This is a genomic window from Thiothrix sp., from assembly GCF_028714775.1.
Lineage (GTDB): Bacteria > Pseudomonadota > Gammaproteobacteria > Thiotrichales > Thiotrichaceae > Thiothrix.
Genome location: NZ_JAQTLS010000012.1, coordinates 109725 through 135600, shown reverse-complemented (window position 1 = coordinate 135600; position 25876 = coordinate 109725). Strand labels below are relative to the sequence as shown.

Sequence of the window (25876 nt, the reverse complement as noted above, 5' to 3'; positions counted from 1 at the left end):
GCGCTCTTCGGCGGCAAACAGGCTGGTTTTGACGGCACTTTTCTGTTTCATGGCGGGTGGCGGGGTTGTTGCTTCAGGTGGATTTTCCCACATTTGCCTGAACCTCACTGGGTTTTTAGAGGTTCCCTATAGTCAAACTCAGTTGGCAAGTCACGCTATCCGTGGTGTCTTTGCCCATGAACAGGTTGTCATCTGCGCCACTTTCCCGCAGTACCCACTCTCTCAAGCTGCGCCCATCCATCAGCCAACGCATCATCTCAAAGAACTTGATGAAGTTGGATTTACCCGCACCATTTGCACCGATCAGCACTGTCAGCGGCGACAGGTCAACCGAAACATCCTTGAGACTGCGAAAACCGCGAATTTCGACATGATCCAGATAGCCTTTGAGTATTGATTCGTTCATGAATCAGCCTTTGTGTGATGGGTAGTAGTAATCAGCCGAGTGTACTAGAAAATCTGTCTTAACCGCCAATCAGACGGACTCTTCCTTACCTTATGTTAAACTCTTCCTCCTAATCACCCAAAGGAACCCCCGCATGGACAACCCCGTCCACCCCCTACAACGCCTATTCACCTACGCCCGCCAATACCGCCCCGACGTAATCAGGGCGTCGATCTACTCCATCCTCAACAAATTCTTCGACGTATTGCCGGAAGTGCTGATCGGGGTAGCGGTCGATGTGGTGGTCAACAAGCAGGATTCCTTCGTCGCCAAGCTAGGCATTGCCGACCCCAAGCAGCAGATCGTGGCACTGGCAATCCTCACCGCGATTGTGTGGATTGCCGAATCGCTATTCGAGTACCTGTACAACCTCAAGTGGCGCAATCTGGCGCAAAACCTGCAACACGACTTGCGCATGGATGCCTACCGCCACGTCCAGCAACTCGACATGGCGTGGTTTGAACGCAACCGCAGCGGCAATCTGCTGTCGGTGCTCAACGAAGACATCAACCAGATGGAACGTTTCCTCAATGGCGGCGCAAACGACCTGATTCAGGTATTCGTCGGCACCTTGATGGTTAGCGGGGTATTCTTCGCCCTCACCAGCAGTCTGGCAGCGCTCGCCCTGTTACCGATTCCGTTCATTTTGTATGGCGCATTCTGGTTCCAGAAACGCCTCGCGCCGCGCTATACCGCCATGCGCGAAGCTGCCGGGGCGCTGGCTACCCGCCTCAACAACAACCTGAGCGGCATTGCCACTGTCAAGGCTTACACGGCGGAAGATTTCGAGGCAGAACAAATTCGGCAAGGTTCCGACCATTACCGCAACCGCAATGCTGAAGCGATCCGCTGGTCATCGGCGATTACCCCAGTCATCCGCATGGCGATTCTGGCTGGGTTCACCGTCACCCTGTTGTACGGCGGCTTCATGGCGCTGAATGGTGAAATTGGTGTGGGCAGTTACTCGGTGCTGGTCTACCTAACCCAGCGCCTGTTATGGCCGCTGACCCGGCTGGCGGACATGACCGACCTGTATCAACGTTCGATGGCTTCCATCCAGCGCGTGCTGGACTTGCTCGATACCCCGGTGGAAATCAGCTACGCCGGTACAGCGCTGGAAACCAGCACGGTGAAAGGCGAATTAGCCATTACCGGCGTGAGCTTCACCTACCCCGGCCAAAACCAAGCCGCCATCAGCGACCTGAACCTGAAAATTGCAGCCGGTGAAACGGTGGCTTTTGTCGGCAGCACTGGCGGTGGCAAGAGCACCCTGATCAAGTTACTGCTACGCTTCCACGACCCGCAACAAGGCAGCATCCAGCTCGACGGGCAAGCGATTGCGGCGATTCAGTTGCAGGATTTGCGCCGCACCATCGGCTATGTTGCGCAGGATACCTTCCTCGCCGATGCCAGCGTGGCGGAAAACATTGCCTATGGCAGCCGCGATACCCCTCGTGATGCAGTCATCGCAGCAGCCAAAGCCGCCGAAGCACACGAGTTCATCAGCCAATTACCACAAGGCTACGATACTCAAGTCGGCGAACGCGGCATGAAACTGTCCGGCGGGCAACGCCAACGCTTGGCACTGGCACGCGCCATCCTCAAGAATCCGCCGATCCTGATACTGGATGAAGCCACTTCCGCCGTGGACAATGAAACCGAAGCCGCCATCCAGCGCTCCCTTGACCGGCTGGTGGTCGGGCGCACCAGCCTGATCATTGCGCATCGCCTCTCAACCGTGCGTCACGCGCATTGCATCCATGTACTGGAACACGGGCGTATTAGCGAATCCGGCACGCATGATGCCCTGCTGCAACGCAATGGCACGTATGCTGCCTTGTGGCGTCTGCAAACTGGCGAACGCGATGTGCCAGAGGGTAGCGCTTGAGTTTTTTCATAGCGCCCTCATCCAAAACAGGCTACAACGCTCTTTTACCTAAGGATTCCCACCCATGTCCAATAAACAGCAAGGCTTAATCGTTCTGCTCGTGTTCCTCGGTCTCGTCGGCCTGTGGTTTATCAAGCAAGACCCCGTGCTTAACCACCTGAACGCGACGCTGAGCGCTGATCAGGAACTTGCCGCTTACCCCTACCACGTCCATGTGCTGAAAGTGGACAATGGTGTTGTCACCCTGAGTAGCCCGCGTTCGCCTCAGGTTTCGGTCTTGCAGTTTTTCAACATTGCTTTCCCGAAACTGGATACCAACAACCCCGACAGTGCAGAAATGATTACCGCGCAAAAGCAATTGGCTCACATACAGGAAAAATCCGCAAAATTGGTCAAGGCACAGCCGGACATTAAAGACGTGCAGTGGGAAATCGACAAAGCTTGGTATTCCAGCCACGGACTGATCGTGGAATAGCGCCGTAAAGTTTGCGCTGTTATAAACCGTGCACGGGTAACGCTTTTCCCGCCAACAGTAGTGCCAGTTCCAACATTTCATCCCACAAACGTTGCGGGTGGCGGGAAGCATCCTGCCCTACCCCTTTGCTGTGCCGATCCAACCGTGCAGCATGGGAAAACAGTGGTTGCCAATCTGCCGTCATCATGCGCCGCAGAGCAGTTTGGAACTGGGCTTGGCGTGGTTTCGGCATCCGCATCAAAAGGGGCTGGATCGAGGTGTTATTGCGTACATGCTCGCACCCGGCGTAAAGCTGGCGCAGCAAGTCGGCAAGCGCCCACACCAGCAGCGGTGTCGCGGTATCTTCTTCCTGCAAGATTTTCATCATGTGGCTGATACGGCGGACATCCTGCGACAAGATCGCATCGGTCAGGTCGAACACGGTGAAACGGGAACTGTCCGCCACCACCGCCATGATATTTTCTGCCGTAATCGGGCGACTACCAAACAGCAGTGCCAATTTGCCGATTTCCTGCACTGCCGCCAACAAGTTGCCTTCGACCCGCTCGGTCAGGTAACGCACGGCTTCATTGTCTGGCTGCAACCCCGCTGAACGCATCCGCTTAGCGATCCACGCCATCGTTTGCGCGGGCGACAAATCCCACACTTGCACCGACACGCCGACTTGTTCGACTTTTTTTACCCACGCAGCACTCTTACAGGCTTTGTCTAACCTGCCCGTTTGGAGCAGCAGAATTTTGTCAGAAGGCATGTATTCAAGGTAATGCTGCAAGGCTTTCGTACCCGATTGCCCTGCTTTACAGGTCTGCATCCGCACATCCAACAGCTTTTTATCGGAAAACAGTGAAAGCGAACCCGCCGCATCGTACAGCACGCCCCAATCAAATTGCGCATCGACACTGAGCACGTCGCGCTCACTAAAACCCCGCTGTGCGGCAGCCTTGCGGATCGCATCGGCGGTTTCCATTACTTGCAGGGGTTCGTCCCCGCTGATCAGGTAAACTGGCGCGAGGGTATGGCGGAGATGCTCTTCAATTTGTTCGGCGCGGACTTGCATGACACCCGTCTGAAAATAGAAAACGAAAATGTAACATATCAGGGTTTTTTACAGTGTTTTTGTTTAGAATCAGCCAGCGAGATAAACCGGATACGATAAACTGATGAAAACCACCCACACCCTGATTGCGGTCACACTACTACACGCCCTTGCCATCGGCAATACAGTCATCGCGGCTGACAATGTTTGCTACCCCCAAGTGATGGCTCCTGCTACATTCCAGCCAGCGACCGAAAAAGTTGTTACCCACGAAGCCAGCCCCACGTTTGCCACCACACCCGTGCAACTCGGCTACGGCGAACGCAGCGTGAAAGTGGCTGACGCTTACGTGGAATATGAAATTATTCCGGCGAAATTCGGGGAAGTCACCGAAACCATCGAAGTCGAGCGCGAACGGGTGGAAGTCGAAAACCTGCCCGCCACTTACCGCACTGAAACCAAGCGCGTCAAAACCAAAGAAGAGACCCAACGCTGGAACCCCGCTTGCCCGCCCGTACAAGCAGAAGATGCCAGCGCTATCCCGCCTTCCTGCCTGCTGGAAGTCCCGGCTGAATACCAAGAAGTGACCCGCGAAATCGTGGAAACCCCAGCCCGCACCGTGAAGAAAATCATTCCCGGCAAAACCCAAACCGTGACCCGCAAAGTATTGGTCGAACCTGCGCAAGTGATCCGCAAAGAAATCCCCGCAGTTTACGAAACCATCAAATTGACCCGCGTTGAACAGCCCGTCAAAGTTATCGCTACCCCCGGCGAAGAACAGGCACAAAGCATCCCGGTCAGCCGCAAAGTCCAGCCGGAACGTTTCCTGAAAATGCCTGCACTGTGCGAAGAAGCTGTCGATAGCGCTGAAATCCTGCTGTTACAACAGCGCCTGCAACAGCAGGGCTACTACGAGGGCATTCCAGACGGCAAACTGTCAGACAAAACCCGCGCCGCAGTTACCCGTTTCCAAGAAGACAACCACTTGGCATCCGGGGCTATCACGCTGGAAACCCTGCAAAAACTTAAGCTCCAATAGAGACTTAAGGTTATTTCCTGCTACACTCACGCACTAAAGAAAAACAGTCAGAAACATAGGAGTACTCATGTCAGACCAAAGCGGAATCCTGATCGGTAAAGGCGAAGAAAAAGTTTTTCTAAACCCGCGCTTTGCTAACCGTCACGGCCTGATCGCCGGGGCAACCGGGACAGGTAAAACCATTTCCCTGCAAGTGCTGGCGGAAGGTTTCTCGCGCATTGGTGTGCCGGTATTCATGGCGGACATCAAGGGCGACCTGACGGGTATTAGTAAGCCCGGCAACCCGAATCCCAAGGTGGATGAGCGGGTCGCTAAAATCGGTATCGACGATTTCCGTTTTGAAGGCTACCCCACTGTCATCTGGGATTTATCCGGCGAACGTGGGCATCCGGTACGTGCCACTGTTTCTGACATGGGGCCGCTGCTGCTTGCCCGCCTACTCGACCTGAATGACACGCAAGAAGGCGTACTTAACATTGCCTTCAAATATGCCGACGACAAGGGCATGTTACTGCTGGACATGAAAGACCTGCGCTCCGTCCTCCAGTACATGAGCGAAAACGCCAAGGAATTCCAAGGCGCTTACGGCAATGTCAGTTCCGCCTCCATCGGTGCAATCCAACGCCAATTGCTGGTGCTGGAACAACAAGGAGCGGAAAGCTTCTTCGGCGAACCGGCGCTGGACTTGTGGGATTTCATGCGCACCGGCACGGGTGGCTTCGGCAACGTCAATATCCTTGCGGCTGACAAACTGATCAATACCCCGCGCCTGTATGCCACGTTCCTGTTGTGGCTGCTGTCCGAGTTGTTTGAAAATCTGCCGGAAGTCGGCGATATGGATAAGCCCCGGCTGGTGTTCTTCTTCGACGAAGCGCATTTGCTGTTTGATGACGCACCGAAAGCACTGGTCGATAAAGTTGAGCAAGTGGTCAAACTGATCCGCTCCAAAGGCGTGGGCATCTATTTCATTACCCAAAACCCGCTGGACGTGCCGGAAGCGGTATTGGGGCAACTCGGCAACCGTATCCAACATGCCTTACGCGCCTTTACCCCGCGTGACCAAAAAGCGGTACGTACCGCTGCTGACACCTTCCGCCAAAACCCTAACCTCGACACCGCCGAAACCATCATGCAAATGGGTGTTGGTGAAGCGCTGGTTTCCGTGCTGGAAGATAAAGGCATCCCCACGATCGTACAACGCACCATGATCCGCCCGCCGCAATCCCGCATTGGCCCGATTACCGATGCCGAACGCGCGGATGCGATCCGTACCAGCCCGTTTGCAGGCCGTTACGACAAAATGGTTGACCGCGAATCGGCTTACGAATTGCTGCAAAAGCGTACCGCCGAAGCCGCTGCTGAAGCTGCCACCCAAGAAGCCGCCGAAGTGGAACGCAAATCAGTCCGCCGTTACTCCGAACGTGAAACGGCTCCAGCGCGTGAACAAGAAAGTATGCTCGGCAGTATTGGTGAAACCGTGCTCAAAAACGCCGTGCGTGCTGCCACTTCCAGCGTTGGGCGTAGGCTCGGGACACAAATTGTGCGTGGCCTGCTAGGTTCACTGTTCAAAGGGCGTTAAGCAAGCAATAGCTATATTCGCGATTTTCACGCCGAATTGCTGCATATCGACGCAGTTCGGTGTAGAATGCGGTAATTTCATGGGTATCCGCGACGAAAGGCGAATTGCTGATGGCAACGTTTCTCTTGCTTAATGGGCCAAACCTGAACCTGCTGGGGAAGCGTGAACCCGGACACTACGGCAGTTTGAGCCTGACTGAGATTGAAAACAACCTAACAGGGTTGGCTAAAGCACAACAACATACACTGTTGTGCTACCAAAACAATACCGAAGGCGCATTGGTAGACCGCATCCATCAAGCAATGGATGAAAGGGTAGATTTCATCCTGATCAACCCAGGTGCTTATACCCATACCAGTATTGCCATGCGGGATGCCCTGCTGGGCGTCGCGATCCCCTTTATTGAAATACACTTGTCCAATGTGCACCGCCGCGAAGCCTTCCGCCATCACTCTTATTTCTCCGATATAGCGGAAGGTGTGATTGTAGGGCTAGGTGCATTGGGCTATGAACTTGCGCTGTATGCCGCCATACAGAAACTCAACAAACATGACAAGGGCACTACTCCATGATGGACGTCCGTAAAATACAAAAACTCATCCAGTTACTGGAAGACAGCGATGTTGCTGAAATCGAAATCAAAGAGGGCGAAGATTCCGTCCGCATCAGCCGCGTCAATACTGGCATGGTCATGTCTGCACCCGCACCACAACATTTCTACGCGCCACCCGCAGCACATGCTCCAGTCGCCAGCGCCGCACCTGTAGCCGAAGCCCCAGTTGCCGCCAGCACCCCATCAGGCCACGTTGTCGAGTCGCCGATGGTTGGCACGTTCTACCGTGCATCTTCACCCGGATCCAAAGCGTTTGCTGAAGTTGGGCAATCAGTCAAAGTTGGCGATACCTTGTGCATCATCGAAGCCATGAAAATGCTCAACCAAATCCAGTCTGACAAGTCTGGCGTGGTTAAAGCCATACTGGTTGAAAATGAGCAGCCTGTTGAATTCGGGCAACCGCTGTTCATTGTCGAATAACAAGGTTTGGGTTGGTTAACACCCTTGAGGTGATGAAATGCTGAAAAAAGTACTGATCGCAAACCGGGGCGAAATTGCCCTGCGCATTTTGCGTGGCTGCCGCGAACTGGGGATCAAAACCGTTGCGGTACATTCCACTGCTGACCGCGACCTGAAACACGTGCGCTTAGCAGACGAGTCTGTCTGTATTGGGCCACCGCGCTCCATCGACAGCTACCTGAACATTCCTGCCATTATCAGCGCGGCAGAAGTCACCGGCGCGGACGCTATCCACCCCGGCTACGGCTTTCTGTCAGAAAACGCTGACTTCGCCGAACGGGTTGAATCAAGCGGCTTCGTTTTCATTGGCCCACGCGCTGAAACTATCCGCCTGATGGGTGACAAGATTTCTGCCAAAGATGCCATGATTGCGGCGGGTGTCCCCTGCGTTCCCGGCTCAGAAGGCGGAACCCCTGAAGACCCAGAAGAAATCCTGAAAATGGGCGCACGCATTGGCTACCCACTGATCGTTAAAGCCACAGGCGGCGGCGGCGGACGCGGGATGCGTGTTGTTAACCAAGCCGAAGAGCTGGTTGCCGCAGTCACTCTGACCCGTGCCGAAGCCAAGGCTGCGTTTGGTAATGACGTGGTGTTCATGGAAAAATTCCTGCAACACCCACGCCATATCGAGTTACAAGTGCTGGCGGACTCCCACGGCAATGCTATCCACCTGTGCGAACGCGATTGCTCCATGCAACGCCGCAACCAAAAAGTCGTGGAAGAAGCCCCTGCCCCCTTCATTACCGAAGAACAGCGCAGCCATATCGGTAAAATCGTTGCGGATGCTTGCCGCCGGATCGGCTACCGGGGCGCGGGTACGTTTGAATTCCTCTACGAAAATGGCGAGTTCTATTTCATCGAAATGAACACCCGTTTGCAGGTCGAACACCCGGTCACGGAACTGATTACGGGCGTCGATTTGGTCAAGCAGCAATTGCTGATTGCCTCCGGCGAAGTTTTGGCCTTACGCCAAGAAGACATCAAACCGCACGGTCACGCCATTGAATGCCGCATCAACGCTGAAAACCCGGAAACTTTTGCACCGTCACCGGGCAAAATTACCCGCTACCATGCACCCGGCGGCCTAGGGGTTCGGGTCGATTCGCACATCTACGCGGATTACACCGTACCGCCTTACTACGATTCCATGATCGGCAAGCTGATCGTACACGGTGAAAACCGCGAAACGGCGATCAACCGGATGCAAGGCGCACTCAGCGAAATGGCGATTGAAGGCATCAAAACCAACATCCCTTTGCAAATCCGCATCATGGCTGACCCGGCATTCCGTGCGGGCGGTGCTGACATCCACTACCTCGAAAAGATGCTTGGCCTGAAATGAGTTGGCAACAAATCGTCTGCCAGACCACCTCTGGCCTTCAAGACACGATTGTGGACACGATGGAGGCCGCTGGTGCGGTTTCCATCACTTGGCAGGATACCGAGGATGACCCCATCCTAGAGCCGAAGCCCGGTGAAATGCGCCTGTGGGATAACCTCACCATCACCGCGCTGTACGAAGAAACTACAGACCTTGCCCCGCTGCTGCTGACCCTCGAAAGCCACAAGGCCGAGTGGAATATCCATGCCCTACAGCACGAAACCGTGGAAGACCAGCCGTGGGAACGTGCGTGGATGGACAGCTTCCAACCCATGTGTTTCGGTGAGCGCTTGTGGATTTACCCCAGTTGGCATGAAGCCCCGGATGATGGCACGGTAAAGCTCTTGCTTGACCCCGGCTTGGCATTCGGCACAGGCACACACCCCACCACGGCACTCTGCCTTGAATGGCTCGATGGTGAAGACTTGAGCGGCATGGATGTGCTGGATTACGGTTGTGGTTCGGGCATCTTGGCAATTGCCGCCCTGAAATTGGGGGCAAACGACGCAGTTGCTACCGACATTGACCCTCAAGCCTTACAAGCCACACTCGACAATGCCGAACGTAACAGCATTAACCCATCACAATTGCACACCTGTTACCCAGAACACCTACCTAGCCGAACGTATGATATTGTCATGGCGAACATTCTGGCAGGTCCTTTAGTCGAGCTTTCGCCTGTTTTGCTGGCTGCTTTGCGCCCCGGTGGTAAGTTAGTTTTGTCAGGAATTTTGGCAACGCAGGCGGAATCTATCGAAAATGCTTATAAAAATGCATTAACTGACTTTGCCATTACCCAGAAAGATGACTGGATCAGGGTGGCAGGAACCTGCCGTTAGTCTATATTTTTCGCCCACACGACGGTTTGCTGCTATTTTATACGTATTCAGGTATGAATTCCTGAATTATAACGACTAAAATGAGGCGATTACCCCTGATGGCTTGGAGTCATGTATACACAGTGCAACCACTGCAAAGCAATTTTTCGCGTCACGATGAAAGAGCTGACTGCCGCGCAGGGACTATTGCGTTGTGGGGAATGCGATACGATCTTTGACGCCATGAAAACACTGAGCACTACGCTGCCTGAAGAGCGCCGTTTTGCCCAGATGGGGAATGTGGCTGCTGTGGAATTGCCTGAAAATTCTGCCGCACCTGCACCCACCCCACTGCCTCCGGCATTCCAAAACGGTTTTTTCAGCAAGAAAGAAGCAAAACCTGCAACCACTAAACCAGAAAAACAGGTGACGCTCCCGTTTAAAAAAGCCCATAAATTTTTTAGCTCACGTGCCTTTTTGTCGATTGGTATTGCGGCATTAGTCTTGCTGCTCTTGTTGCAAGTTCTCTACAGCAGCCGTAACTGGCTGGCACAGCAACCCATGACAGCAAACTTCACCCGTCAGGCTTGTCAGGCGGTAGGCTGTGAAATCCGTTTGCCACGTGATGTCAGCAAAATAAACTTGCTGAGCCGCAACGTGTATTCCCACCCGAATACTCCCGGCATCCTGACCATCAGTGTTTCCATCCAGAATGAGGCCGTTTTTACACAGCCTTACCCGCTGATCGAGATCAGTTTTCTGGATAAGGAAAATAATGTTGTTGCCTTGCGCCGCTTTACGCCAGAAGAATATATAAAAGACTTTAATGGCGAGTTGATGCAAACTGGCATTCCTGACGAATTAGTACTAAATATCTCTGATCCGGGGCAAGAAGCCGTGCGCTTTCAGTTCCGCTTCATGTGAAAAATACAAAATAACGTGTTTACTGCACATACTTAGGCTATAATTTGCCGCGCAATTTTGCGGCCATTATCGCCTTACTCAACCGCAAGACATGGCGTTTTTTAAGCCACAAACCTGTCTTGATCATTTAGCTTGTTGGAGACAAAAATGGCAACTGACAATGTAACCTACATGACACGGAAGTCAGCGTTACCAGTTGAAGGTATCGAACCTTACATCCCTGAACAGGGTGAAGAATACATGAACGAAAAGCAGTTAGGACATTTCCGCAATATCCTAATGGCTTGGAAACAATCCCTGATGGAAGAGGTTGACCGCACGGTTGACCACATGAAGGAAGACGCGACTAACTTTTCCGACCCCGCTGACCGCGCCACACAGGAAGAAGAGTTCGCCCTTGAACTCCGCGCCCGTGACCGCGAACGTAAACTGATCCGCAAGATCGAAAAAACCATTGCCCGCCTTGATGCCGATGACTACGGCTTCTGCGATGCGTGTGGGATCGAAATCGGTTTGCAACGGCTGGAAGTACGCCCGACTGCCGAATTGTGCATCGACTGCAAAACCACTCAGGAAATCAAAGAAAAGCAAATGGCCTACTAAGCCTTGCCAACCATTGGTAGATTTGCACCCTCCCCCACCGGGCCATTGCATTTTGGCTCGCTGGTGGCGGCAACCGCCAGTTATCTGGCGGCACGCCGAGCCGGGGGAGAATGGCTACTCCGCATTGAAGACCTCGACAAACCGCGCGAACAAACTGGCGCTGCCGACACTATTATTCAAACTCTCGCCGATTTCGGTTTTGTGTGGGATGGCGACATCCTTTACCAAAGCCAACGCCTCCCTGCCTACCAAGAAGCACTGGCTAACCTCAAACCAAATACCTATCCTTGCACCTGCTCGCGTAAACGTTTTGGGGCGTGTTATCCTGGAACCTGCCGCGACAAACCATTATCAAATCCAGCGCAGCAACATTCCATCCGCTTACGCACCCACGACCAACCCATCTGTTTTACCGACCAAATATACGGGAAATATTGCCAACGACTGGAAAGTGTGTTGGGGGATTTTGTTATCCTGCGGGCGGATGGCATCTTTGCCTACCAACTTGCAGTAGTGGTGGATGATGCTTTTCAGGGCGTAAACCAGATCGTGCGCGGGGCAGATTTGCTGGACAACACCCCCCGGCATCTCTATTTGCAACAGCTTCTGGGATTTCCACAACCCAGCTATGCACACGTACCGCTAGTGATTGATCAGCAAGGACAAAAGCTGAGCAAGCAAAACCTTGCCCCCGCTGTCAGCACAGAAAAACGTTTGGATACCTTGGTTGCTGCCCTGCGCTTTCTGGGGCAAACCTGCCCGGACGCAAGCGACCTTGACACGCTCAACGCATTCTGGGATTGGGCGATAGCGCATTGGAACATGGCATCCGTTACGCCACAAATCCCGCCAGCCGGTTGATGGCTTGTGCAAGGTCGGTATCCTTGTACGTCACTCCACCCGCATCATGGGTACTGAGGCTGATGGCAACCGTCTTGTAGACATTGCACCATTCCGGGTGATGGTTCATGCGTTCTGCCACCAGTGCAACTTGCGCCATGAAGCCAAAAGCTTCGACGAAATCAGCAAATACAAAGACGCGGTGTAATTTTCCGTCTTTGAATGTCCAGCCTGCTGCCAGTGCAATGGCATCTGCAAGTTCTTCGCCTTCGAGTTTCTCAGTCATTCGATTTTCCTAACAAAACAACAGCATGGGCGGCAATGCCTTCTTTGCGCCCGGCAAATCCCAGTTTTTCGGTAGTGGTGGCTTTGACGTTAATCTGCCCAATATCGCATTCAAGGTCACGCGCAAGATTTTCGCGCATGGCAACGATGTGAGGAGCCATTTTCGGCACTTGGGCAACGATAGTACTGTCGAGATTGCCAATAGCATAGCCTTTGGCCTTAACCAAACCGTAAACATGGCGCAGCAGGATGCGGCTGTCGATATTTTCATACTCGGCGGCGGTATCGGGAAAATGTTGCCCAATATCACCCAGCGCGAGCGCACCCAACAACGCATCGCAGATCGCGTGCAGCAACACATCACCGTCGGAATGCGCTTTGAAAGCATGGGTGTGCGGGATACTGACCCCGCCCAGCACGATATGGTCGCCCGTGGTGAAAGCATGTACGTCGTAGCCGTGACCAACACGCATCATGCTTTTTTCCCCAAGACTTTCGCGCTCATGAAACCACCCGCATACAGACAAACGCTGAGCATAATCAGGGCGTAACCGTACATGCGCTCTTGCGGGCCAATCGCAACCCATATCCCCAGTGTCAGGTAAAGCAAGGACACCAATACCGCATGGACATGGGTTTTGGCGTTGCCCTGAAAAATACCACGCACCAGCAGCAATAAGGGGGGGAGTAACAGCAACAACTCCAACCACAACGGCACAGACTGCACCGGGGTTAACCAAACATTCCACAAAATAATGACGCCGATCAGTCCCAATAGACCTACCAGTGTCAGGTTACGCCACAAAGCGAGTTTGTTCATAGTTTATGCGCCAATTGTGCCAAACGTTTGCCCAAGGCAAAACACAGGCGTTTTTCTTCATCGGTCAGCGGGCGGGAACTGTCGCTGCCCGATACGTGCGTAGGGCCGTAAGGTGTGCCGCCGCTTTGGGTGCTAATCAAGTCGGCTTCCGCGTAAGGCAGACCAGAAATGAGCATCCCGTGATGCAACAAGGGCAACATCATCGACAGCAAAGTAGATTCCTGCCCGCCATGCAAGCTGGAAGTGGAAGTAAACACCCCCGCAGGCTTGCCTGTTAATGTACCGGATAACCACAAGCTGCTGGTCTTTTCGAGGAAATATTTCAGTGGAGCTGCCATATTGCCGAAACGTCCGGGGCTACCGAGCGCCAAAGCGTTACAACTTTTCAGGTCGTCTAGCGTCACGTAAGGTGCACCACTAACCGGGATATTTTCTGCAACCGCTTCGCAGACTTCGGAAACTTCTGGCACGGTGCGCAATACCGCTTCTGTGCCAGCAACACTTTCTACCCCACGGGCAAGCTGTTGCGCCATTTTTGCGGTAGAGCCGTGGCGGCTGTAATACAGGATCAGGACATTTTTCATAGGATTTCCAACACCTTTGCGGGTGGGCGACCAATCATGGCTTTGCCATTGGCAACCACAATCGGGCGCTCAATCAAGCGCGGGTTTGCCACCATTGCTTGGATCAGTTGTTCGCGACTCAATTCAGGATTAGCAAGGTTCAAGTCGGTGTATTCTGCCTCACCCTTGCGCATCAATTCGCGGGGTTCAAGGCCGAGCATATTGAGCAAGTGCGTTAGGGTAGCCGCATCCGGCGGGGTTTCCAGATAGTTGATGATGGTGGGGTTAACGCCTTCGCCTTCCAGCAACCCCAGTGTCTGGCGGGATTTGGAACAACGCGGGTTGTGGTAAACCGTTACGCTATCGGTCATGTTGGGACTCCTGATGGTATGCCGTGCAATCTAGCGGGATGGCTGCTTATCTGCAAGCAGGAAAAATTCTGCCAACGCAAGGTCAGCGGGGCGGGTAATTTTGATGTTACGGGCATCACCTTCCACCAGCAAGGGATGCAAACCGGCAAATTCTAGCGCAGAAGCCTCGTCCGTGACGCTCGCCCCTTTACACAGGGCATCGGTCAAGGCTGCACGCAGCACACCCAAGCGTGCCATTTGCGGCGTCAGTGCGTGCCATAAGCCATTGCGGTCTTCGGTGTGGGAAATACGCGCTGAATTGGTTTCGGCACGTTTCATGGTGTCGCGCACTGGCACTGCCAGTATTGCCCCGGATTCACCTTGTGCATCCCGCACTGCCAGCAATTTATCCAGATCAGTGCGACTGAGACACGGGCGGGCAGCGTCATGCACCAATACCCACGTATCGGCAGTTACGTTTAAGGTAGTCACCAGATAGTCCAGCGCATTCAGGACGGAATCGGCGCGTTCTTTGCCTCCCGGTGCAGTATGGGCAGTAACCGCGAGCGCAGGCCAATACGGGTCGCCGTCACTGATGGCAACCACAATCCCAGCAACGGCAGGATGTCCGCTAAAACACGCCAGCGTGTGTTCAATAACGGTACGACCAACCAAAGGCAAGTATTGCTTCGGGCGGTCGGCCTGCATCCGCGCCCCAACACCCGCTGCCGGAATCACAACCCACACCGTGTTATTCGACACGCGGTGCTTCCTTCGGAGGCGGTGGGACATTGGTCGGCGCTTGAGGATCGGATTTCAGGATGACCTGATAAAAAGTCTCCCCGTCTTTAGTCATGCCGAATTCGCTACGGGCGTGCTCTTCGACCGCCGTATCGTCCTTTTTCAGCGCGGCAACATCTTGTGCCAGCTTGCGGTTGATTTCAGCTTGTTTGTCATTGGATGCATTCTGGTCATCAATCTGCTCTTGCAAATGCCAGATGTCCGGGTAACTGCCCTGTCCTGCCCACAGGCGGATAAACAGCCCCAACACCATTAGACCCAGAATCCAAAATAATATGCGTGTCATGCTCATGATAGGTATTTCAGCAAAAAATAGGGCGGGAACAAGCCCGCCCTAGAGGATAGCAAAAGTTACCCGACTGTGTATCAGGCAAGTTGCTTGAATGCTGATTTCCCGGCATAAACGCCTTTGTCACCCAGCATTTCCGCGATACGCAGCAACTGGTTGTACTTGGCAATACGGTCGGAACGTGACAGTGAACCTGTCTTGATCTGGCAAGCGTTAGTTGCAACCGCCAAATCGGCAATGGTGGAATCTTCTGTTTCGCCAGAGCGGTGTGACATGACAGTGGTGTAACCCGCTTTGTGCGCCATGTTGATGGCTTCCAGCGTTTCAGTCAGCGTACCAATTTGGTTCACTTTGATCAGGATGGAGTTGGCAATGCCCTTGTCGATGCCTTCCTGCAAAATTTTGGTGTTGGTCACGAACAGGTCATCACCAACCAATTGCACGCGGTTGCCCAGTACTTTGGTCAAATGCGCCCAACCTGCCCAATCGCCTTCTGCCATTGCATCTTCGATGGTCAGGATAGGGTATTGGTTTACCCAGTTTTCGAGGTAAGAGGTGAATTGTTCAGCGCTGAAGCTCTTGCCTTCGGATTCCAGCACGTATTTGCCGTCTTTGTAGAATTCAGAGCTGGCAACGTCCAGACCCAGCCAGATGTCTTGACCGACTTTAAAACCCGCCTTGTCGATGGCTTCCAGAATGACTTCAATCGCCTGTTCGTTGGAAGACAGGTCAGGTGCAAAACCACCTTCATCGCCGACAGCCGTATTCAGACCACGCTTTTTCAGCACGGATTTGAGGCTGTGGAAGACTTCTGCGCCGTAGCGGATTGACTCAGCCATGGTTGGTGCAGTAACGGGCAGGATCATGAATTCCTGCATGTCCACACTGTTGTCAGCGTGTGCGCCACCGTTGATGATGTTCATCATCGGCACAGGCAGTTTGTAGGAATCGGCTTTGCCGAGGTATTGGTACAGTGGTAAGCCTTGGTCGTTAGCAGCAGCGTGTGCCGTCGCCATTGACACTGCCAACAGCGCGTTTGCACCCAGACGGGCTTTGTTTTCAGTGCCATCTAGCGCAATCATAGCGCGGTCGATGCCGCCTTGGTCGGTAACATCCATGCCCGCAATGGCTTTGGCGATTTCGCCATTAACGTTAGCCACAGCCGTTTGTACGCCTTTGCCCAAGTAACGTGAGCCACCGTCACGCAATTCGATGGCTTCACGTGAGCCAGTGGAAGCACCGGAAGGTACTGCCGCACGCCCCATTACGCCATTGCTCAGGATGACATCCGCTTCTACGGTTGGGTTGCCACGGGAATCAATGATTTCCCGCGCTTTTACTGATTTAATTTCAGACATTTTTCTATTTCCCAATAATTACAATGTAGTTTCCAGTAACGTTTGGGCCTTAACCACGCGGTCAAGTGCTACCAGCGTTTCCAGTAATGCTTCCATCCGATCCAGCGGCCAAGAGTTTGGCCCGTCACTCAGCGCATTTGCTGGATCGGGGTGTGATTCCATAAACAACCCGGCGATGCCCGCTGCAACCGCTGCCCGCGCCAGTACTGGCACATGCTCGCGTTGCCCGCCGGAACAACTGCCCTGCCCGCCCGGTAACTGTACCGAGTGGGTAGCATCAAACACGATCGGGCAGCCCGTTTCGCGCATGATGGCAAGGCTACGCATATCTGAGACAAGATTGTTGTAGCCGAAGGTGTAACCACGTTCGCACACCATAATTTGCCCATTACCTGTGGCACGCGCCTTTTCAACGACATTGGTCATATCCCACGGCGCTAGGAATTGGCCTTTTTTAATGTTTACCGGCTTGCCGGTACGCGCCACCATCTGGATGAAATTGGTCTGGCGGCACAAGAATGCAGGGGTTTGCAAGACATCCACCACGCTGGCGACTTCATCCATCGGCGTATCTTCGTGGACATCGGTAAGGATAGGCACGCCAATCTCGGTTTTGACCTTTTCCAGAATGCGTAAACCGGCTTCCAAACCCACACCGCGTGCGCTGGTGTGCGAAGAACGGTTGGCCTTGTCGAAAGACGATTTATAGATGAATGGAATCCCCAACTTGTTAGTGACTTCCTTCAACTTCGCCGCTGTTTCCAGTGCCAATTTTTCGGTTTCAATGGCGCAAGGGCCAGAAATCAGGAAAAACGGCTGCTCAAGGCCAACTTCAAATCCGCACAGTTTCATGCACGCTTACCTTTTTGTTCATGAAAAGTACGGCCTGCACGCACAAACCCGCTAAACAGCGGATGCCCTTGGCGTGGGCGCGAAGTAAATTCTGGGTGGAATTGGCAAGCGAGGAACCACGGGTGATCCTTCAATTCGACCATTTCCACCAGATTACCGTCAATGGACTTGCCGGACAGGATCAACCCGTTCTGGCTTAAAACATCGCGGTAACGGTTGTTGAATTCGTAACGGTGGCGATGGCGCTCGACAATTTGTTCTGCACCGTAAGTTTCCCGCGCTAAGGAGCCTGCTTCCAGCACGCACGGTTGCCCACCCAGACGCATGGTTCCACCCAAATCGGAATCTTCCGAACGGCGTTCAATCTTGCCGTCTTCGGTTTGCCATTCGGTAATCAGGCCGATCACCGGATTCGGGGTATCTTGCGCAAATTCGGTGCTGTGTGCTGCTTCCAAGCCTGCGCAATGACGGGCGAATTCGATGACTGCGACTTGCATCCCCAAGCAAATGCCAAGGTAAGGCACTTTGCGTTCACGGGCGTATTGCACCGCACGGATTTTGCCTTCCACACCGCGCTTGCCGAAACCGCCCGGCACGAGGATTGCGTCCACATCATCTAACGCCCGCAAAGCATCTTCATCGGTAGATTCAAACGCTTCCGAGTCGATGTAACGGATTTTGACCTTGGTATGGGTTTGGATGCCCGCGTGGGTCAAGGCTTCGTTCAAGGACTTGTAGGATTCGGTTAGGTCGACGTATTTGCCCACCATTGCCACAGTAATTTCCGCTTCGGGGAATTCCATCGCGCTGACGACATTTTTCCAGTCGCTCAAATCTGCTTCCGGCAAATCGGTCAGGCCGAGCTTTTCTGCCACGATGCGGTCGAGTTTCTGCGCGTGTAACCACAGTGGGATTTTGTAGATATTGTCAACATCCACCGCCGAAATGACCGCGCGTTCTTCCACATTGGTGAACAGGGAAATCTTGCGGCGCTCATTTTCAGGCAGCGGGCGTTCACTACGGCACAACAGGATGTCCGGCTGGATACCGATGGAACGCAACTCCTTGACGGAATGCTGGGTAGGTTTGGTTTTCAGCTCACCCGCTGCTGCCACATACGGCAACAAGGTCAGGTGGACGAACAAGGCATTGCTGCGCCCTTCTTCCACTGCCATTTGGCGGATCGCTTCCATGAAAGGCATGGCTTCGATGTCGCCGACCGTACCGCCAACTTCCACCATCGCAATATCAGCGTCACCGGCTCCGGCACGCACGCAGCGCTTGATCTCATCAGTAATATGCGGGATGACCTGTACGGTCGCGCCCAGATATTCGCCACGGCGTTCCTTGCGGATAACGTTTTCGTAAATCCGTCCGGTGGTGAAATTGTTGAGGCGGGAAGCCTTGAAACCCACGAAACGTTCGTAGTGCCCTAAATCGAGGTCGGTTTCTGCGCCATCTTCCGTGACGAATACTTCGCCATGCTGGAAGGGGCTCATCGTGCCGGGGTCGACGTTGATGTAAGGGTCAAGTTTCATCATCGTGACCTTGAGGCCACGCGCTTCGAGGATTGCGCCTAAAGACGCAGCAGCGATGCCCTTCCCCAAAGAGGAAACCACACCGCCAGTAATAAAAATATATCGTGCCATAGAGGAAAAATATGCACCCGTGTGTATCACATTATGCGGGCGCATCCTATCACAGACGGCAGATTGCTCAAAGCAAGGAATGCAACGGCAGGCAAGATTCGGGCGGGTTCAAAGCCCCGCCCTCATCGCTTAAGGCTGTACGGTACAGCAACCGGAAAGCACCATGCGGTTATTCACCACGGCGGTTGCGGCGTAGGGGTAGTTTTTATCCGACATCCCATCACTGCAAGCCGCGACTTTTTGCAGGAAGGTTTGGGTAACATTCTGCCCGTTGCCACCAGCAATCACGGCAATCGTGCGGTTATTGGCGGAAGTCTGACGGAACGTGACCGGCACGTTGTAGCGTGGGCCATCCACCGTGTTCACGCTCATGTTGCGCTCAGTGATGGTAATGTCCCAGAACGGTTCCGTACCATTGCATTTCATGGTGATGCCACCACCGGATGCAGGCGGTTGACCGGGCTGCGGGTTAGCAGGAAGGCCAGTGTTGTCAGTCAGGTAGGTTTTGCTGACCCAGCCGCCCTTGCCTGCCCAGTAAACTTTCAGCCACACCGCCACGCCCACTTTTTTCTCTTCACCCGTAGCAACGATGCCAGTGCCATTGTAAGGGATACGGGCAACAATCGGGTTATTCGTGCCTGGCCCGGAACGCATGTTCAGCACCTTGCCAGTCTCAACATTCGTCACCGAATAGACCTTTACTGGCGCTGCTTCCGCTGTCTGCATAGCCATACCGGAAACTGCCAACGTTACAACCAACGCTGCCGCAGCCATTAAAAAAGGTTTTTTCATACTACCTCCAACATTATCACACCTAATTTCTTGAAGAATTTAGACCAAGTAAGGCAGAGTTTAGTCTGTTTTTCCCCAAAGCTGCTACTGTGTAAAAAATTCACCCAGAATATCCGCAATATTTGCCGGTTGTCTGCCTTCTGGAGAGCGGGGATAATAGCCCGTTTCACAACGCTCACACGACGGATACGATGGCAGGCAAAATTTTTATCGAAACCCACGGATGCCAGATGAACGAGTACGATTCCGCAAAAATGCTGGACGTACTGCACCACGCTCAAGGTATGGAACTCACCGACGACCCGGAACAGGCCGATGTGCTGCTGATGAACACCTGTTCGATCCGCGAAAAGGCACAGGAAAAAGTTTTCTCGCAATTGGGGCGCTGGAAAAAGATCAAGGAACGTCACCCACATGTGGTTATCGGCGTCGGCGGCTGCGTTGCCAGCCAAGAAGGTGACGCGCTGCGTGCCCGTGCCCCGGTGGTGGATGTGGTATTCGGCCCGCAAACCTTACACCGCTTGCCGGACATGATCCGCCAAGTGCGCACCCAACACACGCCAGTGGTGGACATCTCCTTCCCCGAAATCGAAAAGTTCGACAACTTACCGGAACCGCGTGCCGACGGCCCGACTGCTTTCGTGTCGATCATGGAAGGGTGCAGCAAATACTGCACGTATTGCGTTGTGCCTTATACCCGTGGCGAAGAAATTTCCCGCCCCTTCGACGACGTGCTGCTGGAAGTAGCGCAATTGGCGGAACAAGGCGTGCGCGAAGTCAACCTATTGGGGCAAAACGTCAATGCTTACCGGGGCACGATGGAAGATGGCTCGATTGCCGACTTAGCACTGCTCATTACTTACGTGGCGGCAATTGACGGCATTGACCGCATCCGTTTCACCACGTCGCATCCCAATGAATTCAGCGACAGCCTGATCCAAGTCTACGCGGATGTACCGGAATTGGTCAGCCACCTGCATTTGCCCGTGCAAAGCGGTTCAGACCGCATTTTGGCAGCGATGAAACGTAACCACATGGCGATTGAATACAAAGCCAAAATCCGTAAATTGCGTCAAATCCGCCCCGACTTGTATATGTCATCGGATTTCATCATCGGCTTCCCCGGCGAAACCGAACAGGACTTTGCCGACACCATGAAGCTGATCGAAGACATCGGTTTCGACAACAGTTTCAGCTTCATTTACAGCCAGCGCCCCGGCACGCCAGCCGCCAGCTACCCCGATGATGTGCCGCTGGAAGTGAAAAAAGCCCGTTTGCAGCACCTGCAAAGCCGCATTTTGGAACAAACCCACACCATCAGCCGCAGCATGATCGGCACGGTACAACGGGTATTAGTAGAACGCCCCGCCCGCAAACATGAAAACCAAATGGCAGGCCGCACGGAAAACAACCGGGTGGTGAACTTTGATGGGCATCCACGCCTGATCGGCAAGTTTGTCGACATCCGCATTACGGAGGCTATGCCGAACTCACTGCGCGGGGTGGTTGTGGCGGTGGAAAGTGAGGATACGCGGATGTTAATGTTACCCCTCTAAATAAAATCATCCCAAACCGCTAAGGAGTGAACCCATGATAATGAAAACCACGCTAAAACCCCTGATTGCCTGTGTTTTGCTGGTAGGCATCGGTAGCTTACAAGCAGAAGAGGCGAAAAAAGCCCCCGACATGCTGGATGTCAAACAAATTGGCATGGAACTGGCGCTGGACATTGCCCGTGAGGCCGTGCTCGATTGCCGCGCTAAAGGTTACAACGTGGCGGCGGTGGTGGTTGACCGCAGTGCTTCCGTACAGGCGGTGTTGCGTGACACGCTGACAGCGCGTTTCACCCTGCAAATCGCCGAAGAAAAAGCCAACGCCGTGATCATGTCGGGTGTCAGTTCTGGTGAATTCCGTAGCAGCCGTGCCGACATCAAGGATGAAATGAACGAAGTTGACGGCATCACCATGCTTGAAGGTGGCTTGAAAATCGAAAGTGGCGGTGCGTTATTAGGTGCTGTTGGTGTCAGCGGTGCGCCCGGTGGCGATAAAGACGCAGGCTGTGCGCAAGCAGCACTGGACAAATTAGCAGAACGGCTAGAGATGATGTAATTACCCTCACCCCAAACCCCTCTCCCGCCAAGCGGGCGAGGGGCTAAAGGTTTTAGAGCGCCGCGATGCGGGCTAAAGCGTCTTCGAGGTTTGCCATGCTGGTGGCGAAGGAAATGCGGATATGCCCTTCCAAACCAAATGCCGAACCGGGGACGACGGCTACGCCAGTTTTATCCAGCAGGTACGCGCTTAATGCCAGATCGTTTTCCAGCCCCAAACGTTTGATCATGCCAGCCATATTCGGGAAGCTGTAGAACGTGCCATCGGCAGGCAGGCATTCCACCCCATCCATCGCATTGAAAGCTTTCAGCACGAACGCATGGCGCTGTTCAAAAGCATCCACCATGGTTTTGATGAAGCTTTGGTCGCCATCCAATGCTACCCGTGCGGCGTATTGCGAAATCGACGTGGGGTTAGACGTGCTTTGCGACTGGATAATGTTCATCGCTTGGATCAGCTTTTCAGGCCCGCCTGCGTAACCAATGCGCCACCCGGTCATGGCATACGCCTTGGAAACACCGTTCAGCACGATGGTGCGATCGAATAAATCAGGGCAAGCATTGAGGATGTTGACGAATTTCTTGCCCGCAAACAGTACGTGCTCGTACATATCGTCGGTCGCAATCAAGACTTGCGGGTGACGGCGCAACACTTCACCCAAGGCAGCCAACTCTTCCAGCGTGTAGGTCACACCCGTGGGGTTGGAGGGGCTATTGATCACAAACAAGCGGGTTTTAGGGGTAATCGCCGCTTCCAGCTTGGCAGCGGACAGCTTGAAATTCTCAGCTTGCCCTGCTTCGACAATCACAGGCTCGCCATCTGCCAACAACACCATGTCAGGGTAAGAAACCCAATACGGCGCGGGAATAATGACTTCATCCCCAGCATTCAACAAGGCTTGGCATAAGTTGTAGAAACTTTGCTTGCCGCCGCATGACACCAAAATTTGCTTGGGGGAATAGTCCAAGCCGTTGTCGCGCTTGAACTTGCGGATAATCGCCTGTTTCAGCGCAGGAGTGCCATCCACAGCCGTATAGCGGGTTTCACCTTTTTGAATCGCCTCAATGCCTGCCTGCTTGATGTGGTCTGGCGTATCAAAATCAGGCTCACCCACGCCCAAGCCAATAATGTCACGCCCGGAGGCTTTGAGTTGTGCTGCCAGCGCACTGACTGCCAAGGTAGGTGAAGGTTTGACGCGCCCAACGCGCCCTGAAAGTTGTATATCCACTTAAAAACCAACCGTATTTACGTTTTTCCAGAATGCCCGGCAAAATGCTGTCACTCGCCGAGCCTTTGAAGCCCTGTTGCGGGGCAATAATGTTACTGCAAGATGGCGCTGCGCATAAGCTAAAAAATCAATTTTCCGCTACGCATACCCCATTTGGTTGTCAGAAGCCCTACTCTAGTTTTACCCGCAAGCACGACGCCGACGGCGCAACCAACCGCAACGCCCGCCCCAAAGTAGCGCGGTTAGCAAGCACATGAATCCCCTGCTTCGCCCGTGTCACCGCCGTATACAGCAACTCGCGCCCCAGCAGCGGCAAGTCTTCCGCTTCCGGCAAAATCAACAGCACGCGGGTAAATTCCGACCCTTGGCTTTTATGGATGGTCATTGCCCACGCGGTTTCGTGCGCAGGCAAACGGATCGGCGCAACCGCCCGGTATTGCCCCGCTTCCCCGGTCGGGAACCACACCCGCAATTCCCCGCTGGCATTCGGTAGCGCAATGCCAATATCACCGTTGAACAAATTCTGGCGGTAATCATTTTGCGTCACCATCACTGGCCTGCCCACATACCACGGCCTCAGCACACCCGATTGCACTGGCAGCAGGCGTTGCATCACGCCATCCACCCACACATTCAAGGCTTCCACACCCTGCCGCCCCTTGCGTAAAGGCGTGAGGATGCGCAAGGCATTAAACGCGCTAAATACCGCTTCCGTTTCGCCCGCCTGCACTGCATCCGCATACGCCGCCCAACCGTGCCGCAGGAAGGCCGCATCCAGCCCGCCGCCCGATTCATCCAAGCTCACTTCGGGAAATTCCGGGGAAGCCAGCACTTCCAGCAAACGCTCTTCATCCGCATCGCGGATCGCTTGCGCCAGTTGCCCGATGCCATCCTCCGCGCCGAAACGGTAACTTTTCTGCAAAACCGTGATGCTGCCCTGCAATGCTGGAGCCGCACACAAGTCGCGGAAAATCGATCCCGTTTCCACCGATGCCAACTGGTCTTTATCGCCCAACAAGATCAGCTTAGCCTGCGGCGGCACGGCTTCAAACAAATGCGTCATCAAGGAAATGTCGATCATGGAGGCTTCGTCAACGATGACCACATCGGCAGGCAGCGGATTTTCAGCATGATGGCGGAACCCCACCCGATTGGGGATGAAACCCAGCAAACGGTGCAAAGTACTGGCCTGCGTTGGAATACGTTCGGCAATTTCCGTGGGGAATGCCAAACGTTGGCGGGTTTCGGTGATGGATTCTTGCATCCGCATCGCCGCTTTACCCGTTGGCGCGGCAAGCAAAATACGTTCGGGGCGGATTCCCTGTTCCAGCAAGTGCGCAAGGGTGCGGGTAACGGTGGTGGTTTTGCCTGTGCCGGGGCCACCTGTGATGATTTGGAAGGCATCACCCCGAGCTAAACGTTCGCGAATGCATCCCACCAAACGCTCTTCATACCGCCAGTAGCGGTACAACCACGCATGGCTATCACCCAAAATCAGCGGTTTGTAATCCCCCGGTTCACCCACCACTGCCCCTTGCACGGCATCGCGGTCAAAATTAGGCAAACCAGCCAGCGGCGCGGCAATGACCCCATTGCGGGTACTCTCGCTGACATATTTCGCCAGCAAGCGCAACGCGGCATTGTCCGCAGCGCCACCCAGCCGTTGCAGCAAGGTGGCAAGCTGTTCATCCAGTGGATGAGATATAGCTGCTATCAAATTGTTTTTACGTACTCTTTGAGGAATGCGTTGAAACGCGCCCCCACTTCTGGGTGACGTGAGGCATATTCCACATTGGCTGCCATATAGCCCATTTTCGAGCCGCAATCGTGGCTTTTGCCGGTCATGTGGAAAGCATTGACCTGATATTCACGCATCAGCAAGCCGATGGTGTCAGTCAACTGGATTTCATCCCCTGCACCCAACGGAGTGCGTTTCAGCCAGCCCCACGTGTGCGGGGAAAGCACGTAACGCCCGACTACGGCGAAGTTGGATGGCGCTTCGTCTTGGGCAGGTTTTTCCACAATCGCGCTCAACGGCACGGATTCACCCGGTTCTACGGTTTGCCCGTTCAAATCCACGATCCCGTAGGACGACACTTTTTCCATCGGTACAGGTTCGACCATGACTTGACTAAAGCCAGTTTCATCGTACAAGCGCAGCATCTCGGCGAGGTTTTCCTTGCTCAAATCGCTGGCGTATTGATCTAGGATCACGTCCGGCAGCACTACCGCGAAAGGCTCGTTACCCACTACCGGGAACGCACACATGATGGCGTGCCCCAAGCCTTTGGCCTGCCCTTGGCGCACGTGCATGATGGTGACATCACGTGGGCAAATGGAACGCACTTCGTCCAGCAACTGACGTTTGACGCGCTTTTCCAGCATGGTTTCCAACTCGAAACTGGTGTCAAAGTGGTTTTCGATGGAGTTTTTACTGGAATGCGTAACCAACACGATTTCATTGATCCCGGCAGCGATACATTCGCTCACCACATATTGGATCAACGGCTTATCAACAATCGGCAGCATTTCTTTAGGGATGGCCTTGGTCGCTGGCAACATGCGCGTGCCTAGCCCCGCGACCGGAATGACTGCTTTGCGGACTTTATGATTATGATGCATGAAAAGTGTCCCTCTTATTCCTCAAGTGATTGTGCAATGCGTGAAACTGTACCGTATT

At 53.9% G+C, this 25876-nt stretch carries 29 protein-coding genes; 13 read left to right on the top strand and 16 right to left on the bottom strand.

Annotation, left to right across the window (positions count from 1 at the left end; genetic code table 11):
• Positions 1-115: 115 nt before the first annotated feature.
• On the bottom strand, positions 116-406 hold the full coding sequence (locus tag PHE17_RS13025; RefSeq protein WP_301016301.1) for an AAA family ATPase: 291 nt from the start codon (positions 404-406) through the stop codon (positions 116-118).
• 133 nt (positions 407-539) lie between these two features.
• On the opposite strand from PHE17_RS13025, the gene PHE17_RS13020 reads away from it, so the two are divergent.
• On the top strand, positions 540-2333 hold the full coding sequence (locus PHE17_RS13020; protein ID WP_301016300.1) for an ABC transporter ATP-binding protein: 1794 nt from the start codon (positions 540-542) through the stop codon (positions 2331-2333).
• Between the two features lie 64 nt (positions 2334-2397).
• Positions 2398-2808, top strand: coding sequence for a hypothetical protein (locus PHE17_RS13015; RefSeq protein WP_301016299.1), 411 nt, complete (start codon positions 2398-2400; stop codon positions 2806-2808).
• A 19-nt stretch (positions 2809-2827) separates the two neighbouring features.
• On the opposite strand, the gene holA is transcribed toward PHE17_RS13015, so the two are convergent.
• The gene (gene holA / locus PHE17_RS13010; RefSeq protein ID WP_301016298.1) at positions 2828-3865 is read right to left on the bottom strand and encodes a DNA polymerase III subunit delta; all 1038 of its coding nucleotides are present in this window, start codon (positions 3863-3865) and stop codon (positions 2828-2830) included.
• Between the two features lie 103 nt (positions 3866-3968).
• On the opposite strand from holA, the gene PHE17_RS13005 reads away from it, so the two are divergent.
• The 9 genes from PHE17_RS13005 to gluQRS all read left to right on the top strand — a co-directional run bounded on the left by PHE17_RS13005 (position 3969) and on the right by gluQRS (position 12121).
• On the top strand, positions 3969-4883 hold the full coding sequence (locus PHE17_RS13005) for a peptidoglycan-binding domain-containing protein (RefSeq protein WP_301016297.1): 915 nt from the start codon (positions 3969-3971) through the stop codon (positions 4881-4883).
• A gap of 67 nt (positions 4884-4950) precedes the next feature.
• Positions 4951-6462 (top strand): helicase HerA-like domain-containing protein, encoded by a 1512-nt coding sequence (locus PHE17_RS13000; protein WP_301016296.1) that lies wholly within the window; start codon positions 4951-4953, stop codon positions 6460-6462.
• Positions 6463-6572: 110 nt separating this feature from the next.
• Complete coding sequence (gene aroQ, locus PHE17_RS12995; protein WP_301016295.1) at positions 6573-7034, top strand: type II 3-dehydroquinate dehydratase; 462 nt, start codon at positions 6573-6575, stop codon at positions 7032-7034.
• Positions 7031-7495 carry an acetyl-CoA carboxylase biotin carboxyl carrier protein gene (accB, locus tag PHE17_RS12990; RefSeq protein ID WP_363320112.1) on the top strand — a complete coding sequence of 155 codons (465 nt, stop codon included), beginning with the start codon at positions 7031-7033 and terminating at the stop codon, positions 7493-7495. Before aroQ ends, accB begins: the two co-directional genes overlap by 4 nt.
• Before the next feature lie 37 nt (positions 7496-7532).
• Positions 7533-8876 (top strand): acetyl-CoA carboxylase biotin carboxylase subunit, encoded by a 1344-nt coding sequence (gene accC / locus PHE17_RS12985; RefSeq protein WP_301016294.1) that lies wholly within the window; start codon positions 7533-7535, stop codon positions 8874-8876.
• Positions 8873-9754, top strand: coding sequence for a 50S ribosomal protein L11 methyltransferase (prmA, locus tag PHE17_RS12980; RefSeq protein WP_301016293.1), 882 nt, complete (start codon positions 8873-8875; stop codon positions 9752-9754). The genes accC and prmA overlap by 4 nt, the downstream gene beginning before the upstream one ends.
• Before the next feature lie 111 nt (positions 9755-9865).
• Complete coding sequence (locus PHE17_RS12975) at positions 9866-10657, top strand: zinc-ribbon and DUF3426 domain-containing protein (protein ID WP_301016292.1); 792 nt, start codon at positions 9866-9868, stop codon at positions 10655-10657.
• Between the two features lie 147 nt (positions 10658-10804).
• Complete coding sequence (dksA, locus tag PHE17_RS12970; RefSeq protein WP_301016291.1) at positions 10805-11260, top strand: RNA polymerase-binding protein DksA; 456 nt, start codon at positions 10805-10807, stop codon at positions 11258-11260.
• A gap of 3 nt (positions 11261-11263) precedes the next feature.
• Positions 11264-12121, top strand: a complete 858-nt coding sequence (gene gluQRS / locus PHE17_RS12965) for a tRNA glutamyl-Q(34) synthetase GluQRS (protein WP_301016290.1) — start codon at positions 11264-11266, stop codon at positions 12119-12121.
• Here the strand turns inward: gluQRS and PHE17_RS12960 are convergent.
• From PHE17_RS12960 to PHE17_RS12910, 11 genes are all read right to left on the bottom strand, one after another.
• Positions 12093-12386, bottom strand: a complete 294-nt coding sequence (locus PHE17_RS12960; protein ID WP_301016289.1) for a 4a-hydroxytetrahydrobiopterin dehydratase — start codon at positions 12384-12386, stop codon at positions 12093-12095. The two genes, gluQRS and PHE17_RS12960, sit on opposite strands and share 29 nt — an antisense overlap.
• Positions 12379-12858, bottom strand: coding sequence for a 2-C-methyl-D-erythritol 2,4-cyclodiphosphate synthase (gene ispF / locus PHE17_RS12955; protein ID WP_301016304.1), 480 nt, complete (start codon positions 12856-12858; stop codon positions 12379-12381). Before ispF ends, PHE17_RS12960 begins: the two co-directional genes overlap by 8 nt.
• Complete coding sequence (locus PHE17_RS12950; RefSeq protein ID WP_301016288.1) at positions 12858-13205, bottom strand: DUF2069 domain-containing protein; 348 nt, start codon at positions 13203-13205, stop codon at positions 12858-12860. The genes ispF and PHE17_RS12950 overlap by 1 nt, the downstream gene beginning before the upstream one ends.
• Positions 13202-13789, bottom strand: coding sequence for an NAD(P)H:quinone oxidoreductase (gene wrbA, locus PHE17_RS12945; RefSeq protein ID WP_301016287.1), 588 nt, complete (start codon positions 13787-13789; stop codon positions 13202-13204). The genes PHE17_RS12950 and wrbA overlap by 4 nt, the downstream gene beginning before the upstream one ends.
• Positions 13786-14139, bottom strand: coding sequence for an arsenate reductase (glutaredoxin) (gene arsC, locus PHE17_RS12940; protein ID WP_301016286.1), 354 nt, complete (start codon positions 14137-14139; stop codon positions 13786-13788). The genes wrbA and arsC overlap by 4 nt, the downstream gene beginning before the upstream one ends.
• A 30-nt stretch (positions 14140-14169) precedes the next feature.
• Entirely contained in the window at positions 14170-14880 is a 711-nt protein-coding gene (gene ispD, locus PHE17_RS12935; RefSeq protein ID WP_301016285.1) for a 2-C-methyl-D-erythritol 4-phosphate cytidylyltransferase, read from the bottom strand.
• Positions 14870-15211, bottom strand: coding sequence for a septum formation initiator family protein (locus tag PHE17_RS12930; RefSeq protein ID WP_301016284.1), 342 nt, complete (start codon positions 15209-15211; stop codon positions 14870-14872). The genes ispD and PHE17_RS12930 overlap by 11 nt, the downstream gene beginning before the upstream one ends.
• A 74-nt stretch (positions 15212-15285) precedes the next feature.
• Positions 15286-16566, bottom strand: coding sequence for a phosphopyruvate hydratase (gene eno / locus PHE17_RS12925; RefSeq protein ID WP_301016283.1), 1281 nt, complete (start codon positions 16564-16566; stop codon positions 15286-15288).
• An 18-nt stretch (positions 16567-16584) separates the two neighbouring features.
• Positions 16585-17418 carry a 3-deoxy-8-phosphooctulonate synthase gene (kdsA, locus tag PHE17_RS12920; RefSeq protein ID WP_301016282.1) on the bottom strand — a complete coding sequence of 278 codons (834 nt, stop codon included), beginning with the start codon at positions 17416-17418 and terminating at the stop codon, positions 16585-16587.
• Positions 17415-19067, bottom strand: a complete 1653-nt coding sequence (locus PHE17_RS12915) for a CTP synthase (protein WP_301016281.1) — start codon at positions 19065-19067, stop codon at positions 17415-17417. The genes kdsA and PHE17_RS12915 overlap by 4 nt, the downstream gene beginning before the upstream one ends.
• 129 nt (positions 19068-19196) lie before the next feature.
• On the bottom strand, positions 19197-19859 hold the full coding sequence (locus PHE17_RS12910) for an SH3 domain-containing protein (protein WP_301016280.1): 663 nt from the start codon (positions 19857-19859) through the stop codon (positions 19197-19199).
• A 191-nt stretch (positions 19860-20050) separates the two neighbouring features.
• Between PHE17_RS12910 and miaB the strand changes: the two genes are divergently transcribed.
• Both miaB and PHE17_RS12900 read left to right on the top strand, forming a co-directional pair.
• Positions 20051-21415 (top strand): tRNA (N6-isopentenyl adenosine(37)-C2)-methylthiotransferase MiaB, encoded by a 1365-nt coding sequence (gene miaB / locus PHE17_RS12905; RefSeq protein WP_301016279.1) that lies wholly within the window; start codon positions 20051-20053, stop codon positions 21413-21415.
• Positions 21416-21449: 34 nt separating this feature from the next.
• Positions 21450-21968 carry a heme-binding protein gene (locus PHE17_RS12900; RefSeq protein WP_301016278.1) on the top strand — a complete coding sequence of 173 codons (519 nt, stop codon included), beginning with the start codon at positions 21450-21452 and terminating at the stop codon, positions 21966-21968.
• A gap of 52 nt (positions 21969-22020) precedes the next feature.
• Here the strand turns inward: PHE17_RS12900 and PHE17_RS12895 are convergent, their stop codons facing one another.
• From PHE17_RS12895 to galU, 3 genes are all read right to left on the bottom strand, one after another.
• Positions 22021-23196, bottom strand: a complete 1176-nt coding sequence (locus tag PHE17_RS12895; RefSeq protein ID WP_301016277.1) for a pyridoxal phosphate-dependent aminotransferase — start codon at positions 23194-23196, stop codon at positions 22021-22023.
• Between the two features lie 169 nt (positions 23197-23365).
• The gene (recD, locus tag PHE17_RS12890; protein ID WP_301016276.1) at positions 23366-24913 is read right to left on the bottom strand and encodes an exodeoxyribonuclease V subunit alpha; all 1548 of its coding nucleotides are present in this window, start codon (positions 24911-24913) and stop codon (positions 23366-23368) included.
• The gene (gene galU, locus PHE17_RS12885) at positions 24910-25818 is read right to left on the bottom strand and encodes a UTP--glucose-1-phosphate uridylyltransferase GalU (RefSeq protein WP_301016275.1); all 909 of its coding nucleotides are present in this window, start codon (positions 25816-25818) and stop codon (positions 24910-24912) included. The genes recD and galU overlap by 4 nt, the downstream gene beginning before the upstream one ends.
• Positions 25819-25876: the final 58 nt, after the last annotated feature.

What these genes read in the sequence shown, in the direction of transcription:
- holA (WP_301016298.1), bottom strand. Translation starts at nt 3,865, where the DNA reads ATGCAAGTCCGCGCCGAACAAATTGAAGAGCATCTCCGCCATACCCTC.
- PHE17_RS12930 (WP_301016284.1), bottom strand. Translation starts at nt 15,211, where the DNA reads ATGAGCATGACACGCATATTATTTTGGATTCTGGGTCTAATGGTGTTG.
- PHE17_RS12915 (WP_301016281.1), bottom strand. Translation starts at nt 19,067, where the DNA reads ATGGCACGATATATTTTTATTACTGGCGGTGTGGTTTCCTCTTTGGGG.
- PHE17_RS13020 (WP_301016300.1), top strand. Translation starts at nt 540, where the DNA reads ATGGACAACCCCGTCCACCCCCTACAACGCCTATTCACCTACGCCCGC.
- PHE17_RS13025 (WP_301016301.1), bottom strand. Translation starts at nt 406, where the DNA reads ATGAACGAATCAATACTCAAAGGCTATCTGGATCATGTCGAAATTCGC.
- PHE17_RS12960 (WP_301016289.1), bottom strand. Translation starts at nt 12,386, where the DNA reads ATGACTGAGAAACTCGAAGGCGAAGAACTTGCAGATGCCATTGCACTG.
- prmA (WP_301016293.1), top strand. Translation starts at nt 8,873, where the DNA reads ATGAGTTGGCAACAAATCGTCTGCCAGACCACCTCTGGCCTTCAAGAC.
- galU (WP_301016275.1), bottom strand. Translation starts at nt 25,818, where the DNA reads ATGCATCATAATCATAAAGTCCGCAAAGCAGTCATTCCGGTCGCGGGG.
- accC (WP_301016294.1), top strand. Translation starts at nt 7,533, where the DNA reads ATGCTGAAAAAAGTACTGATCGCAAACCGGGGCGAAATTGCCCTGCGC.
- PHE17_RS12910 (WP_301016280.1), bottom strand. Translation starts at nt 19,859, where the DNA reads ATGAAAAAACCTTTTTTAATGGCTGCGGCAGCGTTGGTTGTAACGTTG.
- dksA (WP_301016291.1), top strand. Translation starts at nt 10,805, where the DNA reads ATGGCAACTGACAATGTAACCTACATGACACGGAAGTCAGCGTTACCA.
- PHE17_RS12900 (WP_301016278.1), top strand. Translation starts at nt 21,450, where the DNA reads ATGATAATGAAAACCACGCTAAAACCCCTGATTGCCTGTGTTTTGCTG.
- eno (WP_301016283.1), bottom strand. Translation starts at nt 16,566, where the DNA reads ATGTCTGAAATTAAATCAGTAAAAGCGCGGGAAATCATTGATTCCCGT.
- arsC (WP_301016286.1), bottom strand. Translation starts at nt 14,139, where the DNA reads ATGACCGATAGCGTAACGGTTTACCACAACCCGCGTTGTTCCAAATCC.
- ispF (WP_301016304.1), bottom strand. Translation starts at nt 12,858, where the DNA reads ATGCGTGTTGGTCACGGCTACGACGTACATGCTTTCACCACGGGCGAC.
- PHE17_RS13015 (WP_301016299.1), top strand. Translation starts at nt 2,398, where the DNA reads ATGTCCAATAAACAGCAAGGCTTAATCGTTCTGCTCGTGTTCCTCGGT.
- miaB (WP_301016279.1), top strand. Translation starts at nt 20,051, where the DNA reads ATGGCAGGCAAAATTTTTATCGAAACCCACGGATGCCAGATGAACGAG.
- accB (WP_363320112.1), top strand. Translation starts at nt 7,031, where the DNA reads ATGATGGACGTCCGTAAAATACAAAAACTCATCCAGTTACTGGAAGAC.
- PHE17_RS13005 (WP_301016297.1), top strand. Translation starts at nt 3,969, where the DNA reads ATGAAAACCACCCACACCCTGATTGCGGTCACACTACTACACGCCCTT.
- PHE17_RS12975 (WP_301016292.1), top strand. Translation starts at nt 9,866, where the DNA reads ATGTATACACAGTGCAACCACTGCAAAGCAATTTTTCGCGTCACGATG.
- aroQ (WP_301016295.1), top strand. Translation starts at nt 6,573, where the DNA reads ATGGCAACGTTTCTCTTGCTTAATGGGCCAAACCTGAACCTGCTGGGG.
- wrbA (WP_301016287.1), bottom strand. Translation starts at nt 13,789, where the DNA reads ATGAAAAATGTCCTGATCCTGTATTACAGCCGCCACGGCTCTACCGCA.
- kdsA (WP_301016282.1), bottom strand. Translation starts at nt 17,418, where the DNA reads ATGAAACTGTGCGGATTTGAAGTTGGCCTTGAGCAGCCGTTTTTCCTG.
- PHE17_RS12950 (WP_301016288.1), bottom strand. Translation starts at nt 13,205, where the DNA reads ATGAACAAACTCGCTTTGTGGCGTAACCTGACACTGGTAGGTCTATTG.
- PHE17_RS13000 (WP_301016296.1), top strand. Translation starts at nt 4,951, where the DNA reads ATGTCAGACCAAAGCGGAATCCTGATCGGTAAAGGCGAAGAAAAAGTT.